The sequence below is a fragment of the Clostridium lamae genome (assembly GCF_033043255.1).
Taxonomy (GTDB): Bacteria; Bacillota; Clostridia; order Clostridiales; family Clostridiaceae; genus Clostridium; species Clostridium lamae.
Window position 1 is genome coordinate 18913 of sequence record NZ_JASCQJ010000034.1, and the last position, 20790, is coordinate 39702.

23 protein-coding genes and 1 other annotated feature are annotated in these 20790 nt (G+C 28.5%); of the genes, 20 read left to right on the plus strand and 3 right to left on the minus strand.

Going from position 1 to position 20790, the window contains the following annotated elements; translation table 11 throughout:
- Positions 1-21 precede the first annotated feature (21 nt).
- Complete coding sequence (locus tag QK892_RS14000; protein ID WP_317274162.1) at positions 22-1506, plus strand: sodium-dependent transporter; 1485 nt, start codon at positions 22-24, stop codon at positions 1504-1506.
- Between the two features lie 27 nt (positions 1507-1533).
- The gene (locus QK892_RS14005; protein WP_317274163.1) at positions 1534-1653 is read left to right on the plus strand and encodes a MetS family NSS transporter small subunit; all 120 of its coding nucleotides are present in this window, start codon (positions 1534-1536) and stop codon (positions 1651-1653) included.
- Positions 1654-1771: 118 nt separating this feature from the next.
- Here QK892_RS14005 and QK892_RS14010 read toward each other — a convergent pair whose 3' ends face one another.
- On the minus strand, positions 1772-2725 hold the full coding sequence (locus QK892_RS14010; RefSeq protein WP_317274164.1) for a hypothetical protein: 954 nt from the start codon (positions 2723-2725) through the stop codon (positions 1772-1774).
- Between the two features lie 108 nt (positions 2726-2833).
- Here QK892_RS14010 and QK892_RS14015 point away from each other — a divergent pair, with 108 nt between their 5' ends.
- The 5 genes from QK892_RS14015 (at position 2834) to QK892_RS14035 (ending at position 6181) form a co-directional block, all read left to right on the plus strand.
- Positions 2834-3304 carry a GNAT family N-acetyltransferase gene (locus QK892_RS14015; RefSeq protein ID WP_317274165.1) on the plus strand — a complete coding sequence of 157 codons (471 nt, stop codon included), beginning with the start codon at positions 2834-2836 and terminating at the stop codon, positions 3302-3304.
- A gap of 376 nt (positions 3305-3680) precedes the next feature.
- Entirely contained in the window at positions 3681-4055 is a 375-nt protein-coding gene (locus tag QK892_RS14020) for a GntR family transcriptional regulator (RefSeq protein ID WP_317274166.1), read from the plus strand.
- Between the two features lies 1 nt (position 4056).
- The gene (locus QK892_RS14025) at positions 4057-4890 is read left to right on the plus strand and encodes an ABC transporter ATP-binding protein (protein ID WP_317274167.1); all 834 of its coding nucleotides are present in this window, start codon (positions 4057-4059) and stop codon (positions 4888-4890) included.
- Positions 4890-5597 (plus strand): ABC-2 transporter permease, encoded by a 708-nt coding sequence (locus QK892_RS14030; RefSeq protein ID WP_317274168.1) that lies wholly within the window; start codon positions 4890-4892, stop codon positions 5595-5597. The genes QK892_RS14025 and QK892_RS14030 overlap by 1 nt, the downstream gene beginning before the upstream one ends.
- Positions 5598-5608: 11 nt before the next feature.
- Positions 5609-6181, plus strand: coding sequence for a hypothetical protein (locus QK892_RS14035; protein ID WP_317274169.1), 573 nt, complete (start codon positions 5609-5611; stop codon positions 6179-6181).
- Positions 6182-6264: 83 nt separating this feature from the next.
- On the opposite strand, the gene QK892_RS14040 is transcribed toward QK892_RS14035, so the two are convergent.
- A complete protein-coding gene (locus QK892_RS14040) occupies positions 6265-6390 on the minus strand; it encodes a hypothetical protein (protein WP_317274170.1) in 126 nt (41 codons plus the stop codon).
- 472 nt (positions 6391-6862) lie between these two features.
- Between QK892_RS14040 and QK892_RS14045 the strand changes: the two genes are divergently transcribed.
- From QK892_RS14045 to QK892_RS14070, 6 genes are all read left to right on the plus strand, one after another.
- Positions 6863-8785: a PrkA family serine protein kinase gene (locus QK892_RS14045; RefSeq protein ID WP_317274171.1), complete on the plus strand. Its 1923-nt coding sequence runs from the start codon at positions 6863-6865 to the stop codon at positions 8783-8785.
- 4 nt (positions 8786-8789) lie between these two features.
- Positions 8790-9965 (plus strand): sporulation protein YhbH, encoded by a 1176-nt coding sequence (yhbH, locus tag QK892_RS14050; RefSeq protein ID WP_317274172.1) that lies wholly within the window; start codon positions 8790-8792, stop codon positions 9963-9965.
- A 2-nt stretch (positions 9966-9967) separates the two neighbouring features.
- The gene (locus tag QK892_RS14055) at positions 9968-11338 is read left to right on the plus strand and encodes a SpoVR family protein (protein ID WP_317274173.1); all 1371 of its coding nucleotides are present in this window, start codon (positions 9968-9970) and stop codon (positions 11336-11338) included.
- Positions 11339-11411: 73 nt separating this feature from the next.
- A complete protein-coding gene (locus QK892_RS14060; protein ID WP_317274174.1) occupies positions 11412-11954 on the plus strand; it encodes a rubrerythrin family protein in 543 nt (180 codons plus the stop codon).
- Positions 11955-11965: 11 nt separating this feature from the next.
- Entirely contained in the window at positions 11966-12679 is a 714-nt protein-coding gene (locus tag QK892_RS14065) for a hypothetical protein (protein ID WP_317274175.1), read from the plus strand.
- 8 nt (positions 12680-12687) lie between these two features.
- The gene (locus QK892_RS14070) at positions 12688-13044 is read left to right on the plus strand and encodes a hypothetical protein (protein WP_317274176.1); all 357 of its coding nucleotides are present in this window, start codon (positions 12688-12690) and stop codon (positions 13042-13044) included.
- A 43-nt stretch (positions 13045-13087) separates the two neighbouring features.
- Here QK892_RS14070 and pssA read toward each other — a convergent pair whose 3' ends face one another.
- Complete coding sequence (gene pssA / locus QK892_RS14075) at positions 13088-13609, minus strand: CDP-diacylglycerol--serine O-phosphatidyltransferase (RefSeq protein ID WP_317274177.1); 522 nt, start codon at positions 13607-13609, stop codon at positions 13088-13090.
- Between the two features lie 252 nt (positions 13610-13861).
- Between pssA and QK892_RS14080 the strand changes: the two genes are divergently transcribed.
- The 7 genes from QK892_RS14080 (at position 13862) to nth (ending at position 20692) form a co-directional block, all read left to right on the plus strand.
- Positions 13862-14746, plus strand: a complete 885-nt coding sequence (locus tag QK892_RS14080; protein WP_317274178.1) for a YegS/Rv2252/BmrU family lipid kinase — start codon at positions 13862-13864, stop codon at positions 14744-14746.
- A gap of 308 nt (positions 14747-15054) precedes the next feature.
- Entirely contained in the window at positions 15055-16314 is a 1260-nt protein-coding gene (locus QK892_RS14085) for a magnesium transporter MgtE N-terminal domain-containing protein (protein ID WP_317274179.1), read from the plus strand.
- 70 nt (positions 16315-16384) lie between these two features.
- Positions 16385-16614, plus strand: a binding site (T-box leader).
- Positions 16615-16709: 95 nt separating this feature from the next.
- On the plus strand, positions 16710-17618 hold the full coding sequence (cysK, locus tag QK892_RS14090; protein WP_317274180.1) for a cysteine synthase A: 909 nt from the start codon (positions 16710-16712) through the stop codon (positions 17616-17618).
- Positions 17619-17713: 95 nt separating this feature from the next.
- Positions 17714-18298 (plus strand): serine O-acetyltransferase EpsC, encoded by a 585-nt coding sequence (gene epsC / locus QK892_RS14095; protein WP_317274181.1) that lies wholly within the window; start codon positions 17714-17716, stop codon positions 18296-18298.
- Positions 18299-18307: 9 nt separating this feature from the next.
- Positions 18308-19294, plus strand: coding sequence for a tRNA epoxyqueuosine(34) reductase QueG (queG, locus tag QK892_RS14100; RefSeq protein ID WP_317274182.1), 987 nt, complete (start codon positions 18308-18310; stop codon positions 19292-19294).
- 35 nt (positions 19295-19329) lie between these two features.
- Entirely contained in the window at positions 19330-20034 is a 705-nt protein-coding gene (locus tag QK892_RS14105) for a lysophospholipid acyltransferase family protein (RefSeq protein ID WP_317274183.1), read from the plus strand.
- A 7-nt stretch (positions 20035-20041) separates the two neighbouring features.
- The gene (nth, locus tag QK892_RS14110) at positions 20042-20692 is read left to right on the plus strand and encodes an endonuclease III (protein WP_317274184.1); all 651 of its coding nucleotides are present in this window, start codon (positions 20042-20044) and stop codon (positions 20690-20692) included.
- The last annotated feature ends 98 nt before the right edge of the window (positions 20693-20790 follow it).

A 20790-nucleotide genomic window follows, 5' to 3' on the forward strand; every position in this document is an offset into this window, starting at 1 on the left:
ATTTTATTAGGGGGAAATATAATGGAAGAAAAAAGAGAGCAATGGGGCTCTAAAATAGGTTTTATATTAGCTGCGATTGGATCAGCAGTAGGATTGGGAAATATATGGAGATTTCCTTACATAGCATACTCTAATGGTGGAGGTGCATTCTTAATACCATATTTCTTTGCTATTTTTACAGCTGGAATTCCGTTACTTATATTAGAATATGGTCTTGGACATAAATATAAAGGATCAACACCACTAGCTATTGCAAAATTAAAAAAGAAGTGGGAATGGCTTGGATGGTGGCCAACGATAAATGCTTTTATAATATTAACTTATTATTCAATGATTTTAAGTTGGACAGTAAGTTATTTAGGATTTAGTTTCAATAAGTCATGGGGAACTGATAGTAATACATTTTTCCATACTGACTTTTTAAAGCTTACATCATCACCTTTTGAATTAGGTGGACTTATTTTACCGATACTTATTGGAATCATAGTAGTTTGGTTTATTAATTGGATAATATGCTATAAAGGAATTAAAGGCGGAATTGAAAAAGCAAACAAAGTACTTTTACCAGCACTTATAGTAATAATGATAATAATTGCAATTAGAGCAATAAATTTAGAAGGAGCATCAATAGGATTAAATACACTATTCACACCAGATTGGGCAAGCGTAATGAATCCTAAGGTTTGGATTGCAGCTTACGGGCAAGTTTTCTTCTCACTAAGCTTAGCAATGGGAATTATGATGACATATTCAAGCTATTTACCTGAGAAAACTGATATTAATAATAGTGCATTTATGACGGCTTTCGCAAATTGTGGATTTGAGTTTTTAGCAGCAATTGCTGTATTTTCTATATTAGGTTTTATGGCAAATGTTCAAGGAGTTCCAACAAGTGAAGTAGTTTCAAGTGGAGTTGGGCTTGCCTTTGTAGCCTTCCCTGCCGTATTTACTGAGATGGGAACTTTAGGAACTATATTAGGAGCTTTATTCTTTATTTGTTTATTATTCGCTGGAGTAACTTCTTCAATTTCTTTAATAGAAGCAGTTGCAGCACCATTTATAGATAAGTTTGGATGGGCAAGAAATAAAGTAGTAACAATTATATGTATAATTGGAGTATCAATAGGAGTAATTTACTCATCAGGGGCAGGATTATACATATTAGATATAGTTGATAACTTTATAAATAACTACGGAATAGTAGTAGTTGGATTATTAGAAGTATTATTAATTGGTTGGATAGCTAGTCCTGATATTGTTAGAGAACATACTAATGAAATTTCTTATTTTAGAGTTGGCAAGTGGTGGAATATTTGTATTAAGTTTGTAACACCAGTTATATTAATATTTATGTTAGTTCAAAGTTTAATAACAGAAGTTAAATCACCTTATGGTGGATATGAACTTTCAGAATTATTTGCATATGGATGGAGCATAATAGGCTTTGGAATAGTTTTAGCTTTAATAATTAGTAAGAAGAAATGGAAAAATAATATATTAGATTAAGATAGGAAAAGTAAGGGGGAATTTGTAATGACAGGAGTTGCATTTGGATTTTTTCTATTAGGTGCAATTGTATTATGGGGTGGATTAATATTAACCCTTGGAATAACAATGTATAATGAGAAAAAAATAAAGCAATATAATAAGTAATATAAAAAAGACCATCTATAGATATGTTATTTTTAGGATAACTATCTATAGGTGGTCTTTTTAATAATACAGTTAATTTAATGTATAATGCATTACGCATTATGCATTATACATTCATTTAAACAATTCTCCAAGGCTCTCTTATTTCTTCTTGAGTTATAGAAAATTCTATTTGTTTAGTAGTATCTCTAGGTAGTTTTAGCTTCTTTAGCTTAGCATAAAACTCTTCAGAAAAGACTTTTACAGTTTTACCTATATTTTTAGTAGAATTATTAAAGATTTCAAAAGGTGTTAAGAACTTTTTACTATCTCTAAACTCATCCAAATATTTAATTGCGTCATTTGAAACTTCAATTGCTATATCGTTAATTTCTTCTATTGAACTTTTATTAAAACTTTCGGGATATTTAATTTCTAAAACTATTCTATAACTTATAATTCTTCTTTGCTTACAAGGCATTCTAACAGTTAAATCATTTTCTTCTACTTCTCCTAAGTGACTAATTATAAAATCATCTTTTTCTTCAGGAACTTCAAGTGAAGTTAGTACTTTAGTATATATATCTTTAACTTCATCAGTTCTATACTCTTTTTTATTTTGAATCAGTGATTCTTTCCTAGTATTTTGTATTTCATTATAATCACTTCTATAGCATACAAAAGAATCTATTCTGTTTAAATCTACTCCAAAATAAACCCAGGTGCCTCTAAACCAACGCAATCCAGATACACTTTTTTTATCAACATTTAGTAAGAAGGCCCAATAATTTCTTCCACCTCTCTCCCAAATGTAAGTAAATTTAAATAAGCAAAAACTAATTGAACCTGGACTTACGGCTTTTGTTTGAGGTCCTTTCTCTTTACCTCCATTACTTAAGCTTTTAACGCCTGGACTATTCTTAGGAGGGGTGAAGTCTGGAGGAGGGCCGACATTTAAGTTACTTCCTTGATTTGGACCACCAGGAAATCCAGGGATTGGGTTAGGGAAAAATGGTTGAAAATTTGAAAATCGTGAAGGTTCTAAACTAGAGTCATCTAGATAAAGAACCGAATCATCATCATTAAAATTCATACATAAACTCCTAATGTATTATTTCATAATTTATTATAGTAGAAACATTCAAGATTGTTACATATATTAATTGTTAAAGAATCATTTATATCCTGACTGGGGGAATTTATGGGGGTAAATATTAGATTAGCAAAATTAAGTGATTATAGGAAGATAAGTGTCATTTCAAAGGAGTTGCATCTATATCATCTAGAGAATAGACCTGATATATATAAGGAAGTTAGAAAAACAATTTATAGAGCTTACTTTAATGAATTATTAAAAGATAGAGATGTAGAAGTATTTGTGATTACCTTAGATGAGAATATAGTTGGATACTCAATAATAAGATATATTAATTTAAAAGATATTGATTTATTAAATGATAAGTATTTTGCTTATATAGATGAAATATGTATAAAAAAAGCTTTTAGAAGACAAGGATTAGGTAGAATTTTTTTTGAGTACATTTATACTTCAGCAAAAAATAAAGGGGTAGATACATTAGAATTGGGTGTATGGAGCTTTAATAAATCAGCTATAGATTTTTATCGAGCTATGGGGATGGTAGAGAAAAATATAAGAATGGAGAAGAAATGAGTTTAGTGAATAAGTAAGAAGTAATAGTGAATAGTTGAAGTTGGAGATAGGATGAAGGAATGCCTTAAAATGTTGGATAAATAATATAACGTTCTGAGTTGTTATTTTAACGAATAGGAAAGCATAAAAAAATTACTATATGAATAACTCTCATAATTCCGAACAAAGTGAGGAATTATTTCCTTTAGATATGAAAGAAAAAAATATGATGCTAGTGTGACTTGGAGCTTGCGACGGAACAGCTAGCATTATATTTTTTTCTCTATTTTTTTGTCGAATTATTTGTTTAGGAATATATTTACATTTGTGTTTGATGTGTATATAGTATACATATACAGTAATAACGGAAATCACAGATTTAATGTGAGGTGAGAGAGTGAAAATATTAATTAGTAATTCCTCTAAGTTGCCTATTTATGAGCAAATAGTAAATTCAATTAAGGATGCTATTATAAGTGGGGATTTACCACCTAATGAAAAATTACCATCTATAAGATCATTAGCAAAGGATTTAAATATTAGTGTAATAACAACTAAAAGAGCTTATGAAGAATTAGAAAATCAAGGTTTTATAGAAACAGTAGGAGGCAAGGGGTGCTATGTTTCTTTCTTTAATAAGGAATTAGTATATGAGGAAAAATTAAAGGAAATAGAAGAGAAGCTAGAAGAGGTTTTAGGTATAGCCAGGTCTATAAAAGTAAAGAAAAGTGATATTAAAAGTATGATAGATTTGCTTTATGAAGGAGATTAATATGGTTAAGGTAGAGAATTTAAGTAAAAAAAGAGGGGACTTTAAACTTGATGGTATATCCTTCGAATTAAAAGAAGGATATATTATGGGATTAGTTGGGCCAAATGGTTCAGGGAAAACTACATTAATTAAACTTATTTTAGGACTATTAAGACCTGATGAAGGAGAAATCAAAATTTTTGATAAAAGTATTTCTGAAGATGAGGTTTACGTTAAAGATAATATTGGTTTTGTATTTGATAATTTTAATTTTTATCAACATCTAAATATCAGAGATTATAAAAAAATATTAAAAAATTCTTATTCAAGGTTTGATGATAAATTATTTGATTCTTATATTGAAAGCTTTGGGATAAGAAATAAAAGTTATATTGGAAATTTATCTAAAGGAGAATCTATTAAAGTAATGCTAGCAGGAGCATTATCACATCATGCTAAGCTCATAGTTTTAGATGAACCTACAGCAGGACTAGATCCATTAGTTAGAAAAGATATATTAAAGCTATTACAGGAAGTAATTGAAGATGGAAGCAAAAGTGTTATTATATCAACTCACATAACTTCAGATTTAGATGGAATAGCAGATTATATTACATTTATAAATAAAGGGAAATTAATCTTTAGCAAAGATATGGAATGGATAAGAGAGCGGTTTAGATTATTTAGAGGATCAAAAGAAGAGTTAGTAAATAGTAATTTAAATTTTATATCTATAAAGAAAAATAAGTATTTTGAAGAAGGCTTATTTGTAAATAATAAGTATTTAGTTAATGAAAATATAAGTGCTCCAACCTTAGAAGATATAATGTATCACTATATAAAGGGGGAGAGGTAATGCTTCAATTAATAAAAAAAGATTTATTAGTAGCACTTAAGATAAAATCAATAAAAAATGCTGCATTTATATTTGCAATTGTATTAATTTTATTACAAGGAATCATATATCCACTACAAGTCATTCTACCTATAATGATTACTTATATAATAGTTATGAATAGCTTTTATTATGATAATTTAAATAATAGTGAAAGTTATATATTAAGTATGCCAAATAAAAGAGAAGATGTAGTTTATTCAAAATATATTTTAGTAGTATTAGTCTTAGTTTTATCAAACATTTTAATGTATATATTATTTGGAAATAATATATTTTTCACTTCTAGGTTAATGGTATTACAAGATACTGTTGCAAGCTTTTATACTGTTCTAATTAGCTTTGCTATAATTATTCCTTTAACTTTTAAGCTTGGATATAAGGTCACAAGAATATTTTCACCTATAATTACTATTGTACTATCTTATAACTTTATATTTAAATATCATTATCTGATTCCAGGTAATAGCTTAACTGATAGCTTTTTCATGAATACATCTTATGAAATTGGTGTGCTTTTAGCAAAATACTTTAATTATGTTACTCATGATTATGGAAGTAGAGCAATAAGCATATATAACATACTTTCATATATAATAATAGGTTTAATATTTATAATATCAATGTTTATAGCTTTAAAAGCCTATAAAAATAAGGATATAGTTTAGGAGGGGTAGGGATGAATAAAAAATTTATTAAAGTAAGTCTAGGAATTCTTATATTTTTATCTATTTCTCTCTTAAGCTTTACATTAATATTTGATAAGAAAAAGGCAGATTATCAAGGATATATTGATGTTCCAAAGGTTAGTATAAGTTATTCAGGCTTTGAGGAAGAAGAGGATAAATATAAAATTAAAGTAAGTATAAAAAATAATAGTGAGTATTATGGGAGTATAAGAGATATAAAGTTGAAGTTTCAAACTAATAGTAATTATGAAAGCTATACTAATTCAGGACCTATATTTGGTAGTTATGACTTAAAGGAAAGAGAATACTTTGAAAATTATAAAGAAGGAGAAAGAGAAAATTATAGCACTTTTTTTGATCCAATGGAGAGAAGGGATTATATATTTGAAATTCCTAAAGGTTTAAGCTTTGATAAAAAAGTTTTTGATACTAATAGAATGAAGATATCCTATAATATAGAATATTTTAAGCGTAGGATCAAGAACGGTGTAGCTGGTAGGATTAATATGCAGGGGTCTGAAGAAATTATAGATAATTCAGTAGATCCATATGTAATAGAATGAAATAAGAAAGTAGAGGCACTAACCTCTACTTTCTTATTTCATTCTATTAACATTTATATACTTTTTAATAATTATTTATTACTTTATTTTTTATTCTCATTATCGTAAATATTTTCGTATGCAGTTTGCTCTGCATTCATGTTTTTTACGATTTCCTCTGATTTTTCTCTTCTACATTTCTTACTTAGTGCGCATGCAATTCCGTCCATATTTAACACCCCTTTTATATGTTTTTTATTTAATATTAGTATACTACATTATAATCGATTAATCAATAATTGTTATTAAATATTAATAATTATTTATTTATCAATATTGTTAATTAATAAATTATCAATGTAAATGTTTTTATACATATATTAAATACTATAAATTATTATCTCAATAATTTGTGAAAATATTCATCTATAAGTAAGTTTTTAATTATTTACATACAGATTTTTTATTTTAAAGATATTATAAATATAAAAAGCTTTTGTAAATTTATTCCTTTAGTTTTAAATGTGATATATAACGTCATGATGACTTGAAGTAAAGCGACGGAATAAACAATCTTATATATCACACTTTTAATGGAGGTTGCATACTTATAAAAATTAAAAGCAAATATTTATGAATTAAATATTTGTCATATATAGATAAGGATAATGAATATATTTTATAAAAAGGAGGGGAGTCATTTTGAATTTCAAGGAATTTATAAAAAGTGATAGAGAAAGCAAAAATAAGGAAAATTTTGAAGGAACATTTCTAGATTATTTAGAGATAGTTAAAAATAACCCAGATATAGCTAAGCTTTCACATAGAAGAATCTATGACATGATAGTTAGTAAGGGAGTCGAAGTACTAAAAGGTGAAGAAAACCCTAAGGTCAAGAAGATATATGGCAATGATTCTATAAGAAAATATGGATTCTTTAAGGATGATTTCTTTGGTATTGATAAGGTAATTATGAAGTTAGTGAATTATTTCCATTCAGCTTCTATGAATGGTGAAGAAGCTAGGCAAGTATTATATTTAGTTGGACCAGTTGGTGCAGGTAAATCTTCTTTAGTTGAATCTTTAAAGAAAGCTTTAGTAGAATGTGATCCTATTTATTCACTAAAAGGATGTCCAATGCATGAAGAACCTCTACATTTAATACCAACTCATTTAAGACCAGAATTTGAAAAATTATTAGGAACTAAAATAGAAGGTGACTTATGTCCAGCTTGTAGATATAAATTATTAAATGATTATGATGGAGAATATGAAAATTTCCCAGTTGAGAAAAAGGAATTTTCTATTAGATCAAGAAAGGGAATTGGAGTTGTTCCACCTGTAGACCCAAATAATCAAGATACTTCTATTTTAACAGGATCTATAGATATTTCTAAAATGGATATCTATCCAGAGGATGACCCTAGAATTTTTTCATTGAATGGCGCATTTAATGTTGGTAATAGAGGTTTAGTTGAATTTATAGAAGTATTTAAGAACGATGTTGAATATCTTCATACTATAATTACTGCAACTCAAGAAAAATCTATTCCATCACCAGGTAAGGGATCTATGATTTATTTTGATGGTGTTATAATTGCTCATTCAAATGAGGCAGAGTGGAACAAATTTAAATCAGATCACACTAACGAAGCTATATTAGATAGAATTGTAAAAATTGAAGTCCCATATTGTTTAGAGCTTGATGAAGAAGTTAGGATTTATAAAAAGATAATTAAGAAGAGTAACTTTAATGCTCATATTGCTCCTCATACTATTGAAATAGCAGCTATGTTTGCAATACTTTCAAGGTTATCACCTTCAGCAAAAGTTGATCCTATTATTAAGCTTAAAATATACAACGGTGAAGAAATAGTAGAAAAGGGTGGAACAAAGAGAATAGATATTAGTGAGCTAAGAGAAGAGGCAGGTCCTTATGAAGGCATGAAGGGAATTAGCACAAGGTTTATCATAAAAGCAATAGATAATGCACTATCAAGTTCTGAGCATAATTGCATTAATCCATTAAGCATAATGGAGAGTATAGTAAAATCAGTTAAGGAAATGGATATTGCTATTGAAGATAAGAAAAAGTATTTAGGATTTATCCAAGATACAATAAGAAAAGAATATAACAAGATTTTAGAGAAGGAAATTACTAAGGCCTTTATTCATTCTTTTAGAGAACAAGCAGAAAGCCTTTTTGATAATTATATAGATAATGCAGAAGCATTTGTTAATAAGAGCAAGATAAAAGACACATCTACTGGGGAAGAATTGAATCCAGATGAAGAATTTATGAGAAGTATAGAAGAACAAATAGGAGTTTCAGAAAATTCTAGCAAGGGTTTTAGAGCAGATGTAACTTCCTATATGTTCTATTTAGTTAGAAATGGTAGCAAAATAGATTATTCTTCTTATGAACCTTTAAAAGAAGCAATAGAAAAGAAGCTTATGGCATCTGTTAAAGATCTATCTAGAATAATAACTAAGTCTAGAGTTAGGGATTCAGAACAAGCTGAAAAATATCATTCTATGGTTGAGGAAATGCAAAATAATGGATATTGTTTACATTGCTGTGATGTAATACTTAAATATGCAGCAAACAACTTATGGAAGGATTGATACAATGGCAATCTTTAGAGACAATAGCGATAATCCATTAGAGCATGATAGGTCTATAGAAGATAGAAGAAGGCATAGGCAATTAGTAGAAAAGTCTATAAAAGAGAATTTAGGAGATATTCTTTCAGAGGAAAGTATAGTTGGTGAAAGTAAAAATAAAAAATTTAAGATTCCTATTAGAGGAATAAAGGAATATCAATTTGTATTTGGTAAAAATAATAAAGGTGTTGCAACTGGCACTGGTGGAGAAAAACGAGGAGATAAGATTGGGGAGGGTGGCAAAAATACTGGTAACGCTGGAAAGAGTGGAGCAGGTAATTCTCCTGGAGAAGATGTATATGAAACTGAAATAACTTTAGAAGAGCTTATGGATTATATTGTTGAAGATTTAGAGCTCCCTAATTTAGATAAGAAAAAATATTCAGAGATAATTACTGAAAGTGCTGGAAGAAGGCGTGGATATCAAAGATATGGAATTAATCCAAGATTAGCTAAAAAGAAAACAGTTGCTGCAAAGATTTCAAGAAAGCAGGGAAAAAAGAGAGCTTTAATTGAAGCAGGCTTGAACAATAAAATAACAAGGTTCCCTTTTAAGGAGGAGGATCTTAGATATTATAAGGTTAAGAAAAAACCTAAGAAAGAAAGTAATGCTGTAATGATATTTATAATGGATGTTTCAGGATCTATGGATAGTAGTAAAAAATATATGGCAAGATCATTATTTTTTGTTTTATCTAGATTCATAAAAAGAAAATATAACAATATAGCTTTTGAGTTTGTATCTCATACAACAGTGGCAAAGGTAGTAAATGAATTTGAGTTTTTCCATAAGGCAGAGTCTGGTGGAACATATATATCTAGTGGAATTAATACAGCCTTAAACTTGATTAAAGAAAAGTATCCACCAGAAATGTGGAATATATATCCTGTTTATGCTAGTGACGGGGATAACTGGAGTGAAGATAATGAGAGAGCTATGAAATCTGTTAGGGAATTATGTGAAGTAAGTAATATGTTTGGTTATGCGGAATTATTACCTTCTACTTATTCAACTACTATGTATTATAGATTCAATAAGGAGATATCATGCAAAAACTTTGTTTCAGTAATAGTTAAGGAGAAAAAAGATTTGTGGGAAGCTTTAAAGATAATGTTATCTAAAGAGCTAAAGGAGGAGTAAAGATGGAATACACTGTTAGGACTTTAGAAGAATGGAATGAGATAATTGAAAGTAAAGCAAAGGAATTTGGTCTTGATTTTTACCCACAGGAATTTGAGATAATAGGATTTAATGAAATGTTAGGATATGAGGCATATTTAGGTATGCCTTCTAAATATCCACATTGGAGTTACGGTAAAGCATATGATAAAAATAAGACTCTTTATTCATTAAATATGACTGGGTTACCATACGAAATGGTAATAAACTCAGATCCATGTCTAGCCTATTTGATGAAGGAAAACACATTGTTATTACAAATATTAACTATGGCTCATGTATATGGGCATAATGATTTTTTTGCTAATAATAGATTGTTTGTAGATGGGACTAAAGCTAAAAATGTTTTAGAAATGTTCAAGATAGATGCTGAGATGATTAGAGGATATATAAACAATCCTAATATTGGGTATGAAAAGGTTGAAAAAATATTAGATGCTGCACATGCGATACGATATCAAATACCTAGGACAGTTGGAATTAAGGAATTATCTGACGAGGAACTAAGAGATAGTATTGTTTCTGATTATCATGCAAAGAAGGTGAATAAAGGCATATTAGATATAGATGAAGAAATACCTTTTCCTGATATTTCTAAGATACCTTTAGAACCTTGTGATGATTTATTAGGTTTTATTATAAAATATAGTTCTTTAGAAGAATGGGGAAAAAATATATTAAGAATAGTTAAGCGAGAGACTCAGTATTTTATACCGCAAATTGAAACTAAAATAATGAATGAAGGTTGGGCAAGCTTTTGGCATTACAATATATTAAAAGCATTAGAATTAGATGAAGGACTTCACTTTGAATTTTTAAAAAGACATAATGATGTAGTTGCACCTATTTTAGGGGGATTAAATCCTTATTATATAGGATTTAAAGTCTTTCAAGATATAGAAAAGAAGTATGGCAGAGAAAAGGTGTTTGAAGTTAGGAAAAATGAGAGAGATAGTTCATTCCTTAGAAGGTATTTAACTAGAGAACTATGTGAGGAACTTAATTTATTCCAATATGCTAAAAAAAGTTTTGATTATGTAATTAAAGAAGTTCCAGATGAGGAGGGATGGAGAGAAATTAGAAATTATATGGCAGATACTTGTGGCGTTGCATCAATTCCATATATAAGAGTTACAAACTTAAATAAAAGAGATTTAAGCTTAACTTTAGATCATTATTTTGATGGAAGAGAGCTAGAAATAAATTATGCTAAGGAAACATTAAAATATGTGCAAGATTTATGGGGGCATAAAGTTATATTACAAACTAAGAATAAAGATAATAAATCTATAGAAATAATCTGTAATGAAGATAGGAATATATATATTAATTAAGGTTTCTTTTAGTTCACAATTAAATAAATTCAAGCATAATCTATAGAGATATATAATTTTACAGGAGAATATTATGGATTTTAAAGGAAGTAAAACTGAACAAAATCTTTATAGAACCTTTGCTCAAGAATCACGGGCTAGAACGAAATACAATCTATATGCTGAAAAGGCGAGAATTGACGGATACCAATGGGTAGCGGAGGTTTTTGATGAAACTGCACATAATGAATTAGCACATGCAAGAGAAATATTATCGTCATTTTTATATTTAATAGGATGCACAAAAAATAATTTGTTAGATGGTGTTCTATCAGAAACAGAAGAGGCTGCTAATATATATAAAAAATATGAGGAAGAGGCTAGAACAGAGGGATTTAATGATATAGCAGACTTCTATAAAGAATTAATAATAGCTGAATCAGCTCATGGAAATAGATTTAAAGAACTTTATGACATGATTGAAAATGGTACTATGTTTAGGGGACCAGAAAATTCTTTATGGATATGTATGAATTGTGGTTATATCAGTGAAGGACCAGAGCCACCAATTATTTGTCCTTTATGTAAGTATCCAAGAGCATATTATAAACCTTATAATAATCTTACAATGTCTTAAGGAGGTGGCCTATGTTTATTTCAATACCAAAAGATTTTTTTGTTCCAGTATTATTTAATGATGAATTTAGATATAACAGTGAAAGTAATGCTATGGAATATGACACTGGACATAATAACGCTAAAGCAAATATTAATAGGCAAAAGCTTCAGGACATAGAATATGCTAGAGAGGAAACAGGTTTTACTGAAGAATCACTGGAGAATTTAATTAATATAGATGATGAAAAAATACAAGAACAAATTTTAAATTATTCAAAAAGCTTTTTGAAACTTATAGAAGAGCTTAAAAATGCTAATTGTTTAGATAGTAATACTGTTGATGTCAATAAATTAATCAATAATTATGCCAAAGGTTTAAGAGATCTTTATTATGAATACAAGAATTTAATAATTGAAGTTAGACTGCCTATTTCTCAATCTGATGAAGAAGGTATTATAGATGAGTTTATAGGAAGGCTAGAAGATATGTATAATAAAAATCTAGAAGAACTTAACTGTAAAAATTTAAATTATGATGTAATAGAGGGCACTATGGATCAATTATTTGATGATGCAAGGGATATCCTTAGGGAAGAAATAAGTAATATAAATTGTGAACTTGTAAATAGAAAAAGTACTTGTAAAAGCGCAGAAGAGATTCAAAGTTCTGTCAATAATACAGAAGCTATTTATAATAAAATTGATGAAGAGTTTATAATGGAATTGGGAAAGTCGAGTAAGTAGGTGATCTATTGGCTTATAGGCACTTGATGAATAATCAATACAATGAGGTAAATAATCTTACAACTTTATTAAATTCTCTAGTTAATTCATATAGATTATTAATAGGAGGTGCTTACGAACTTAATAATATATCTGAAGCTAAAAAAGGTGATGTAAAAGATGCTGTTAAAAGAGCAGACGATCTTGGCGAAATTATAGATGAAATAATAAGGACTTTAGACGAATGTAATACTTCCTATATTAAATACTGTAAGATAAAGAAAAGCTTTATAGATGAAAAATCTATTAAAGACAATATATTAACAGAAATTAATAATGAAATAGAGTTTAAAAATTCTTCAGGTAGAGAAGATGAAGAAGATTAAAGGGATGTTAGTTTGAAACATCCCTTTTTTATAAAAAATAATATTATACTTTTTTCAATTTAAATGTACTAACCATAAGGTATGAGCCTAATATTAATAAAATTATTGGCAACCATGGTGTTATATTACGATTGATTGTAAAAAATGCAAATATTGCTATAAAACTTCCAGCTATAGTAATCGGAACTCCTGTAAATACTCCATCAAAAGTTGAAGCATTATATCTAGCCAATCTATAAGCACCGCAAATTGGGAATGCTAATAATACTATAAATCCAATTATTCCTAATGGACCTACGTTATTTAAGTCATACATTAAGAAGGTTAAGATAGATGGTGCTACACCAAAGGAAACAAGATCAGCAAGGGAATCTAATTCTTTTCCAAGTTCACTAGAAACATTTAACCATCTAGCTATTCTTCCATCATATCTATCCACAAGAGCTGCAATCAGTATAAAAAAACAAGAAAATAAATAATTTTTGTCAAAAGTGTATAAAATAGATATTATGCCACATGATAAATTAATAAATGTAAAAACATTTGGAATACAACTTTTTCTCATATAATCACTCCTGGTCTTAAGGTTGGTATATATTTTTGTTTTAACCTTATTATCATTGCATTATTATATCATAGTTTAAAGATAAATATAAGGTGCAAAAATAGTTAATTAATTCTTAAGAAATTTAATGTAAAATTAATAAATAATGTTAATAAATAATTTCATTTATATGTAAAATATAGTAATATGGTAATATATTATATAATGACAGTTATTTTAGTAAATAATTCACTTAAAGATAGGAGGGGTAAAGTGAAAAAGGTTAAATTTATTTATAACCCATATTCTGGAGAAAACTTAATATTAGATCAACTAGATAAGGTAATAAAAATTCATCAAGAAGCAGGATACACTGTTGTCCCATATAGAATAGATAAAGAAGTAGATGTAATTAATGCATTTAATGATTTTAGGGATTCAAATTATTATTATGTATTAATTGCTGGTGGAGATGGAACCATAGATAATGTAGTAAATGCTATGGCTAAAGCTGGTGTTTCAGTGCCAATTGCTATTTTACCTGTAGGAACAGCAAATGACTTTGGAAAGTTTTTAGGAATGCCAGCAGATATAGGGAAGGCGTGTAGGCAAATTATATCTTCAGAAGTTACTTCGGTAGATTTGGGAAGTATTAATGATAAATACTTTGTAAATGTAGCAAGCACAGGGCTATTTACAGATGTATCTCAAAAAACAGATGTAAACTTAAAAAATACAATAGGAAAGCTAGCTTATTATTTAAAGGGCATAGAAGAATTACCTAACTTTAGAAAGCTTGCTATTAAAATTAAGTCTGAAGAAATGGAGTATGAAGGCAATATGTACTTTATGCTTATATTCAATGGACAAACAGCTGGGAATTTTAAGCTTGCAACTAGGGCAAGTGCTCAAGATGGATTACTTGATGTTATTATTTTTAAAGCTATTCCTGTTATTGAACTAATACCTTTATTTGTTAAGGTACTAAAAGGTGAACACCTTGATTCTGAAAATGTTATTTATTTTAAAACAAATAATATATATATTGAATCGTATGAAGATATCGTAACAGATATAGATGGTGAAAAGGGACCTGACTTCCCGCTTAACATAAAATGTATAAAAGGTGGCTTAAAAGTTTTAGGTGTTAAGTCATAGTAGAAAATTAAATGAGGTTATAATTTAAAAATTATTATTCATTAGAAAGCTACATAGGTAGCTTTTTTTTATATTTATTAATTTATAAGTTGCCTTTTTAGTTAAATTTAATATAATATAATATTGGAGAGAATGTGTAATTAATTTGAAATAAATGAATTCTAAAAAAATAAGGGGTGAATTTAAATGGAGGGTGTCCCTCAGAGTAGCGATTTAATAAAACTGAATATTAAGTTTTTAGAGGAGATAAACTTCATTATAAATTAACATTCTTATAAATCTCCTCTAAAAGATGAGGAGGAAAATATATGAAGAGATTATCAGTATTTTTGTATACAAATATTCTTGGGAGAAAGATTTATGATGAATTTGATGAAAGTATTGGAGAACTTAAGGATATTTATGTAACTACTGAGGATGGCTATCCTAGAGTAATTGGCTATAAAGTTAAGAGAGATGGCTCTACTTTTCATTATGAATTTAGAACTATTAACTTTTATCAACAAGAAGGCAATAGAATAAAGATAGTTACAAGAGGAAGTAAAGAAATACTACCAAGAACTTATTCTTATTTATTATCAGAAAATTTGCTAGATAAAAAAATAGTTGATATTAATGGTAAACAGGTAGTAAGAGTTGATGATTTAAGATTAGCTGAAATTGCGGGTGAATATAGAGTTATTGCAGTAGAAACAGGTCCGTATGCAAGATTTAGAAGGCTAAATTGTGCAAAATTAGGAAGCTTCATTTATAAGATTTTAAGAAAAGATTATGACGATAGAGTTTTAATGTGGGATGACGTTGAGTCTTTGGAAATGGTAAATAATAATTTGCAAATTTCAGTTCCATACAAAAAACTTTCAACACTTCATCCAGCTGATTTAGCGGATATATTAGAGAACTTAGATGCAAGATCAAGAAAACAAATATTTGAATCTTTAGATGAAGATTTAGCAGCGGATACTTTAGAAGAGATAGAACCAGAATATAAGGGAAGCATAATTAAAGAATTAAGTGAAACTAAGGCTGCAGAACTTCTAGAAATAATGTCTAATGACGAGATTGCAGACGTATTAGATGAATTAGACGATGAAGAAAGAGAAAAGATTTTAGTAAACTTAGAAAAAGAAGATGCTGACGAGATTAAAGAAATATTAGAATATGAGGATGAGGCTGTAGGAAGTATAATGAGTACAGACTTTATTTCCTTTAATTTAGATATAACTGTAGGGGAAATAATTGATATATTAAGAGAAATGGAAGAATTAGAGGAAGATGAGCTTTATAGAATTTATATAACTGATGAAGAAGACAAGGTTATTGGCTCTATTACACCATCTGATTTAATTCTAAATAAACAAGATGTTAAAGTTAAAGATATAATGACAGAAGATATAGATGTCATAAGAAATGATGTAGATATAAAGGAAGCTATTGAACTTATAGCAAAATATGATTTATTAACAATACCAGTTATAGATGAAGAAGATAAGTTAATTGGAGCTGTAAATGCTCATGATATAATAGATGAAATTTTATATCCAATTTGGAAGAAAAAAATAAGATAAATAGTTAATATTGACAATTAATATTTTAGTCATATAATATAAAATATAAAACTTAGTAATTTGCTCGGAATTAAAAACTATGAAAAAGAAAAGTAATATAGAGGAAGGTTACAGAGAGAAAAGAGAGATGAGAACTTTTCACCTAAAATTTATATGAAGTGCCCTTTGGAGTTGAAGTTTGAATTGATAGTAGAACTTTCCGGTATCATCCGTTACAATGAAGTGCAAGTTTGCATTAAGAGTGAGATTAATTATTTAATCTAATTAGAGTGGGACCACGGAGTTTACTTCGTCTCTATAAGGTTTAGAGACGAAGTTTTTATTTTATTCTTTTTTAAAATTTTGGTTTCATCTAATAAGCTTGTAAATTATTTAATTAATTTTTGGAGGAAAATATGATATATAACAGAGCGTTAGATTTAATTGGTAATACACCTATATTGAAACTTAATAATATTATTTCTAAGGATTGTGCAGAAGTTTATGTCAAATTAGAAAAGTATAATTTAGGAGGAAGCGTTAAAGATAGGGCAGCCTTAGGTATGATTGAAAAGGCAGAAAAAGAAGGGCTATTAAAGAAAGGATCGATTATAGTTGAACCTACTAGTGGAAATACTGGCATAGCTTTAGCTATGATAGGAAGACTTAAAGGATATAAGGTTATAATTGTTATGCCAGATAGTATGTCAAAGGAAAGAAGAGACTTAATTAAGGCTTACGGGGCAGAACTTATATTAACAGATTCTTCAGAAGGAATGAATGGAGCTATAGAGAAGGCTAATGAATTATGTAAAAATGATAATTACTTTATGCCTAATCAATTTGAAAATATGGCAAATATGGAAAAACACTATTACACTACTGCCGAAGAAATTTTTAATGATATAAATGATTTAGATGTTTTTATAGCTGGTGTAGGTACTGGAGGAACAGTAACTGGAGTAGGAAAAAAATTAAAAGAAAAAATAAGCAATTTAAAGATAGTTGCAGTTGAACCTAAAAAATCAGCAGTATTAAGTGGTGGAACAGCAGGAGTTCATAAAATTCAAGGATTAGGATCAGGGTTTATACCGGAAATTTATAATCCTGAAATTATTGATGAAGTAATAAAGGTCTCTGATGAAGATGCATATAGGGTAACAAAATTAGTCGCAGAAGAAGAAGGAATATTACTTGGAATATCATCAGGAGCAGCAATTCATGTAGCTATAGAAACTGCTAAAAAGTTAGGTAAGGGTAAAAAGATTTTAGCAATAGCACCAGATGGTGGAGAAAAATATATATCTATGGGGATTTATGATTAATTGTTAAATGAAACTCACTATTCACATTCGTTAATAGGAGTAAGCTAAATTTGCAAAATAAAAGATTTTCAATTTCACTTAAAGGAGGAAAAGCTGTGTTTAAGAATTTAAAATATGATATAAACAATATATTAGAAAATGACCCAGCGGCAAGAAGTAAAATAGAAGTTTTTTTACTATATCCTTGTATTCATGCATTAATAGCATATAGAATATCACATTTTTTATATAATCATAAGAGATTTTTTTGTGCTAGATTAATTTCGCAAATAGCTAGATTTTTTACGGGAATAGAAATTCATCCAGGAGCAAAAATAGGAAAAGGATTATTTATTGATCATGGAATGGGAATAGTTATTGGAGAAACTAGTGAGATAGGTGATAATGTTACTATCTATCATGGAGTTACTCTTGGTGGGACAGGAAAAGAAAAAGGTAAGAGACACCCTACTGTAGAAGATAATGTTATTATTGGAGCAGGAGCAAAGGTACTTGGTCCAATAGTTCTAAAAACTGGAAGTAGAGTTGGAGCCAATACTGTAGTATTGAAAGATGTCCCAGTAGATGCAACAGTTGTTGGATGTGCGGGAAGAAATATAGTTAGAAACGTTAATGATATAATTGAAATTATAGATGAGAATGGTAATAGAAAAACTATATATAATCATATGACTATTTAGAGGTTTATTATGAAAAAAGATGAGATTATAAGTTTTTGTAATTCATTAGGGTTAGATACCCTAGGATTTATAAGATGTAGAAAATTTGAAGAACTTAAACCCTTCTTTTATGAGAGAAAAGAAAAAGGACTTGAAAATGAGTTTGAAGAAAAGGATGTATTAAAGAGAATAAATCCTTATATATATATGGAAGAAGGGAAAACTATTATATCAATAGCTTTCCCTTATCTTCATGATGTAGAATATTATGATAATGGATTTTCAGTTTATACTAGAGGAACTGATTATCATAGAGTAGTGAAATCTTATTTAAGTAAGATATGTGAGTTTATTGAAAGTCTTGGAGGAAAAGCGTTATCATTTGTAGATAGCAATTTCTTACCAGAAAGATATATAGCTTATTTAGCTGGAGTGGGATTTATAGGAAAAAATAACTTAATAATTACTAAAAAATATGGTTCTTATGTATTTTTAGGAGAAATAATAACTGATTTAGAAATAGAAACTAATGAAAGAAATTATGAAGAAATACAGAGTTTTAAAGAATGTGGAAGTTGTGAGCTTTGCTATAAGAGTTGTCCAAGCAAAGCTATAAATCCTTATAAGAAGAATAGTAATATTTGTGTATCTTACTTTACTCAAAAGAAGGATTTAGAAGATAAACATGTGAAATTATTAAAAGGAAGAGTATTTGGATGTGATAGTTGTCAAAATTGTTGCCCATATAACGAGGATATTGAATTTTCTAAAATTGAAGCTTTTTATCCATTTGATTTTATGAATAATGATAATAGTCTCCAGTTAGTAAATGCAAGTACAAAGGATTTTAAAGAAAGCTTTTTTAAAACTTCTTGTGGGTGGAGAGGTAAGAATGTACTAAAGAGAAATGCCTTAATAAAAATTAAGAATGATAATGGAGATATTACGAAACTAAAAACTGATTCTCCTTATTTAAAAGATTATGTGGATAGACTTTTAAAAAGTAATAAAATATAATTATAGATATATAAATTAGGAAGTGAGGGAGAATAATGTTATCACCAACATTAGTAAAGGTAATTAATGCATTACCAGAGTCATTAGTAGTAAAGATAACAAAAATAATAGTAAATAAGTATTTTAAAAAATATGCTAATATAAAGATAGAAGGGGCAGAAAAAATAGAAAATGTAGAAGGTCCTGTAATATTTATTTGTAATCACTTAAGTAATTCAGATGGAATAATTCTGCATAAAGTACTAAAAGAAAAGTTTGACCCAACTTTTGTAGCAGGAATAAAGTTGTCTAATGATCCTGTAACAAAGCTTGGAACTATGGTAATTAAAAATATTGGAATTAAGCCTAATTCTGCTGATAAAGAAGCAATAACTAAGATAGTTAAACTAGTTAGAGGTGGAGAAAATCTTATGATTTTCCCAGAAGGAACTAGAAGTAGGACAGGAGCTATGATAGAAGGTAAGAGGGGAATACTATTAATAGCAAGACTTACTAAAGCAACTATAGTTCCAATGGGAATTACAGGAACAGAAATTCTTCTTCCAATAAACAAAGATGGAGATATGGGGGGAGAAAAATTTAATCACGCAGATGTAAATATTATGTTTGGAGAGCCTATATCACTACCAGTAAAGGGAAAAGATGAAGATAAACATGAATATGATGACAGGTGTATGGAATACTTAATGAAATCAATAGCTAACTTATTACCAGAAAAATATAGAGGAATATATAAGTAGGTGTTTTATGAAAAAAAGAACTAAAGCTATTTTAGATGTTTTGAAAGAAGATTATCCAGATGCAAAATGTGAATTAAATCATGAATCTCCATTTCAGCTTTTAGTAGCAACTATACTTTCTGCTCAAACAACTGATAAGAAGGTAAATGAAGTTACTGAAACTTTATTCAGAGATTATCCTGATTTAGATGCATTTTTAACTCTTTCAGTAGAGGAACTTGAAGAGAGAATTAAGCAAATAGGTTTATATAGAAGTAAAGCGAAAAATCTAATTATGATGTGCAATCAACTGAAAGAAAAGTTTAATGGAGAAGTTCCTAGAACTATGGAGGAAATAACTTCTTTAGCAGGGGCGGGAAGAAAAACTGCAAATGTAGTTTTATCAAATGCTTTTGGTGTTCCTTCTATTGCTGTAGATACTCATGTTTTTAGAGTATCAAATAGATTAGGAATGGCTGATTCGGATAATGTTCTAGAAGTGGAAAAGCAGCTTCAAAAAGAACTTCCAAAAAGAGAATGGAGTTTAACACATCATTTACTAATTTTCCATGGAAGAAGATGTTGTATAGCTAGAAATCCTAAATGCGAAATTTGCAACTTAACTAATTATTGTAAATATTATAAAGAAGTTAAGAAAAAAGAAATAAAGAAAAAATAATTTTATTTTAAAACTCCTAAGTAAACTTGACCCTGTCAAGTAGACAATAGGAAAAAAGACTCTTTATGCGGCATGAAACTTATATTGAATAGGACTCA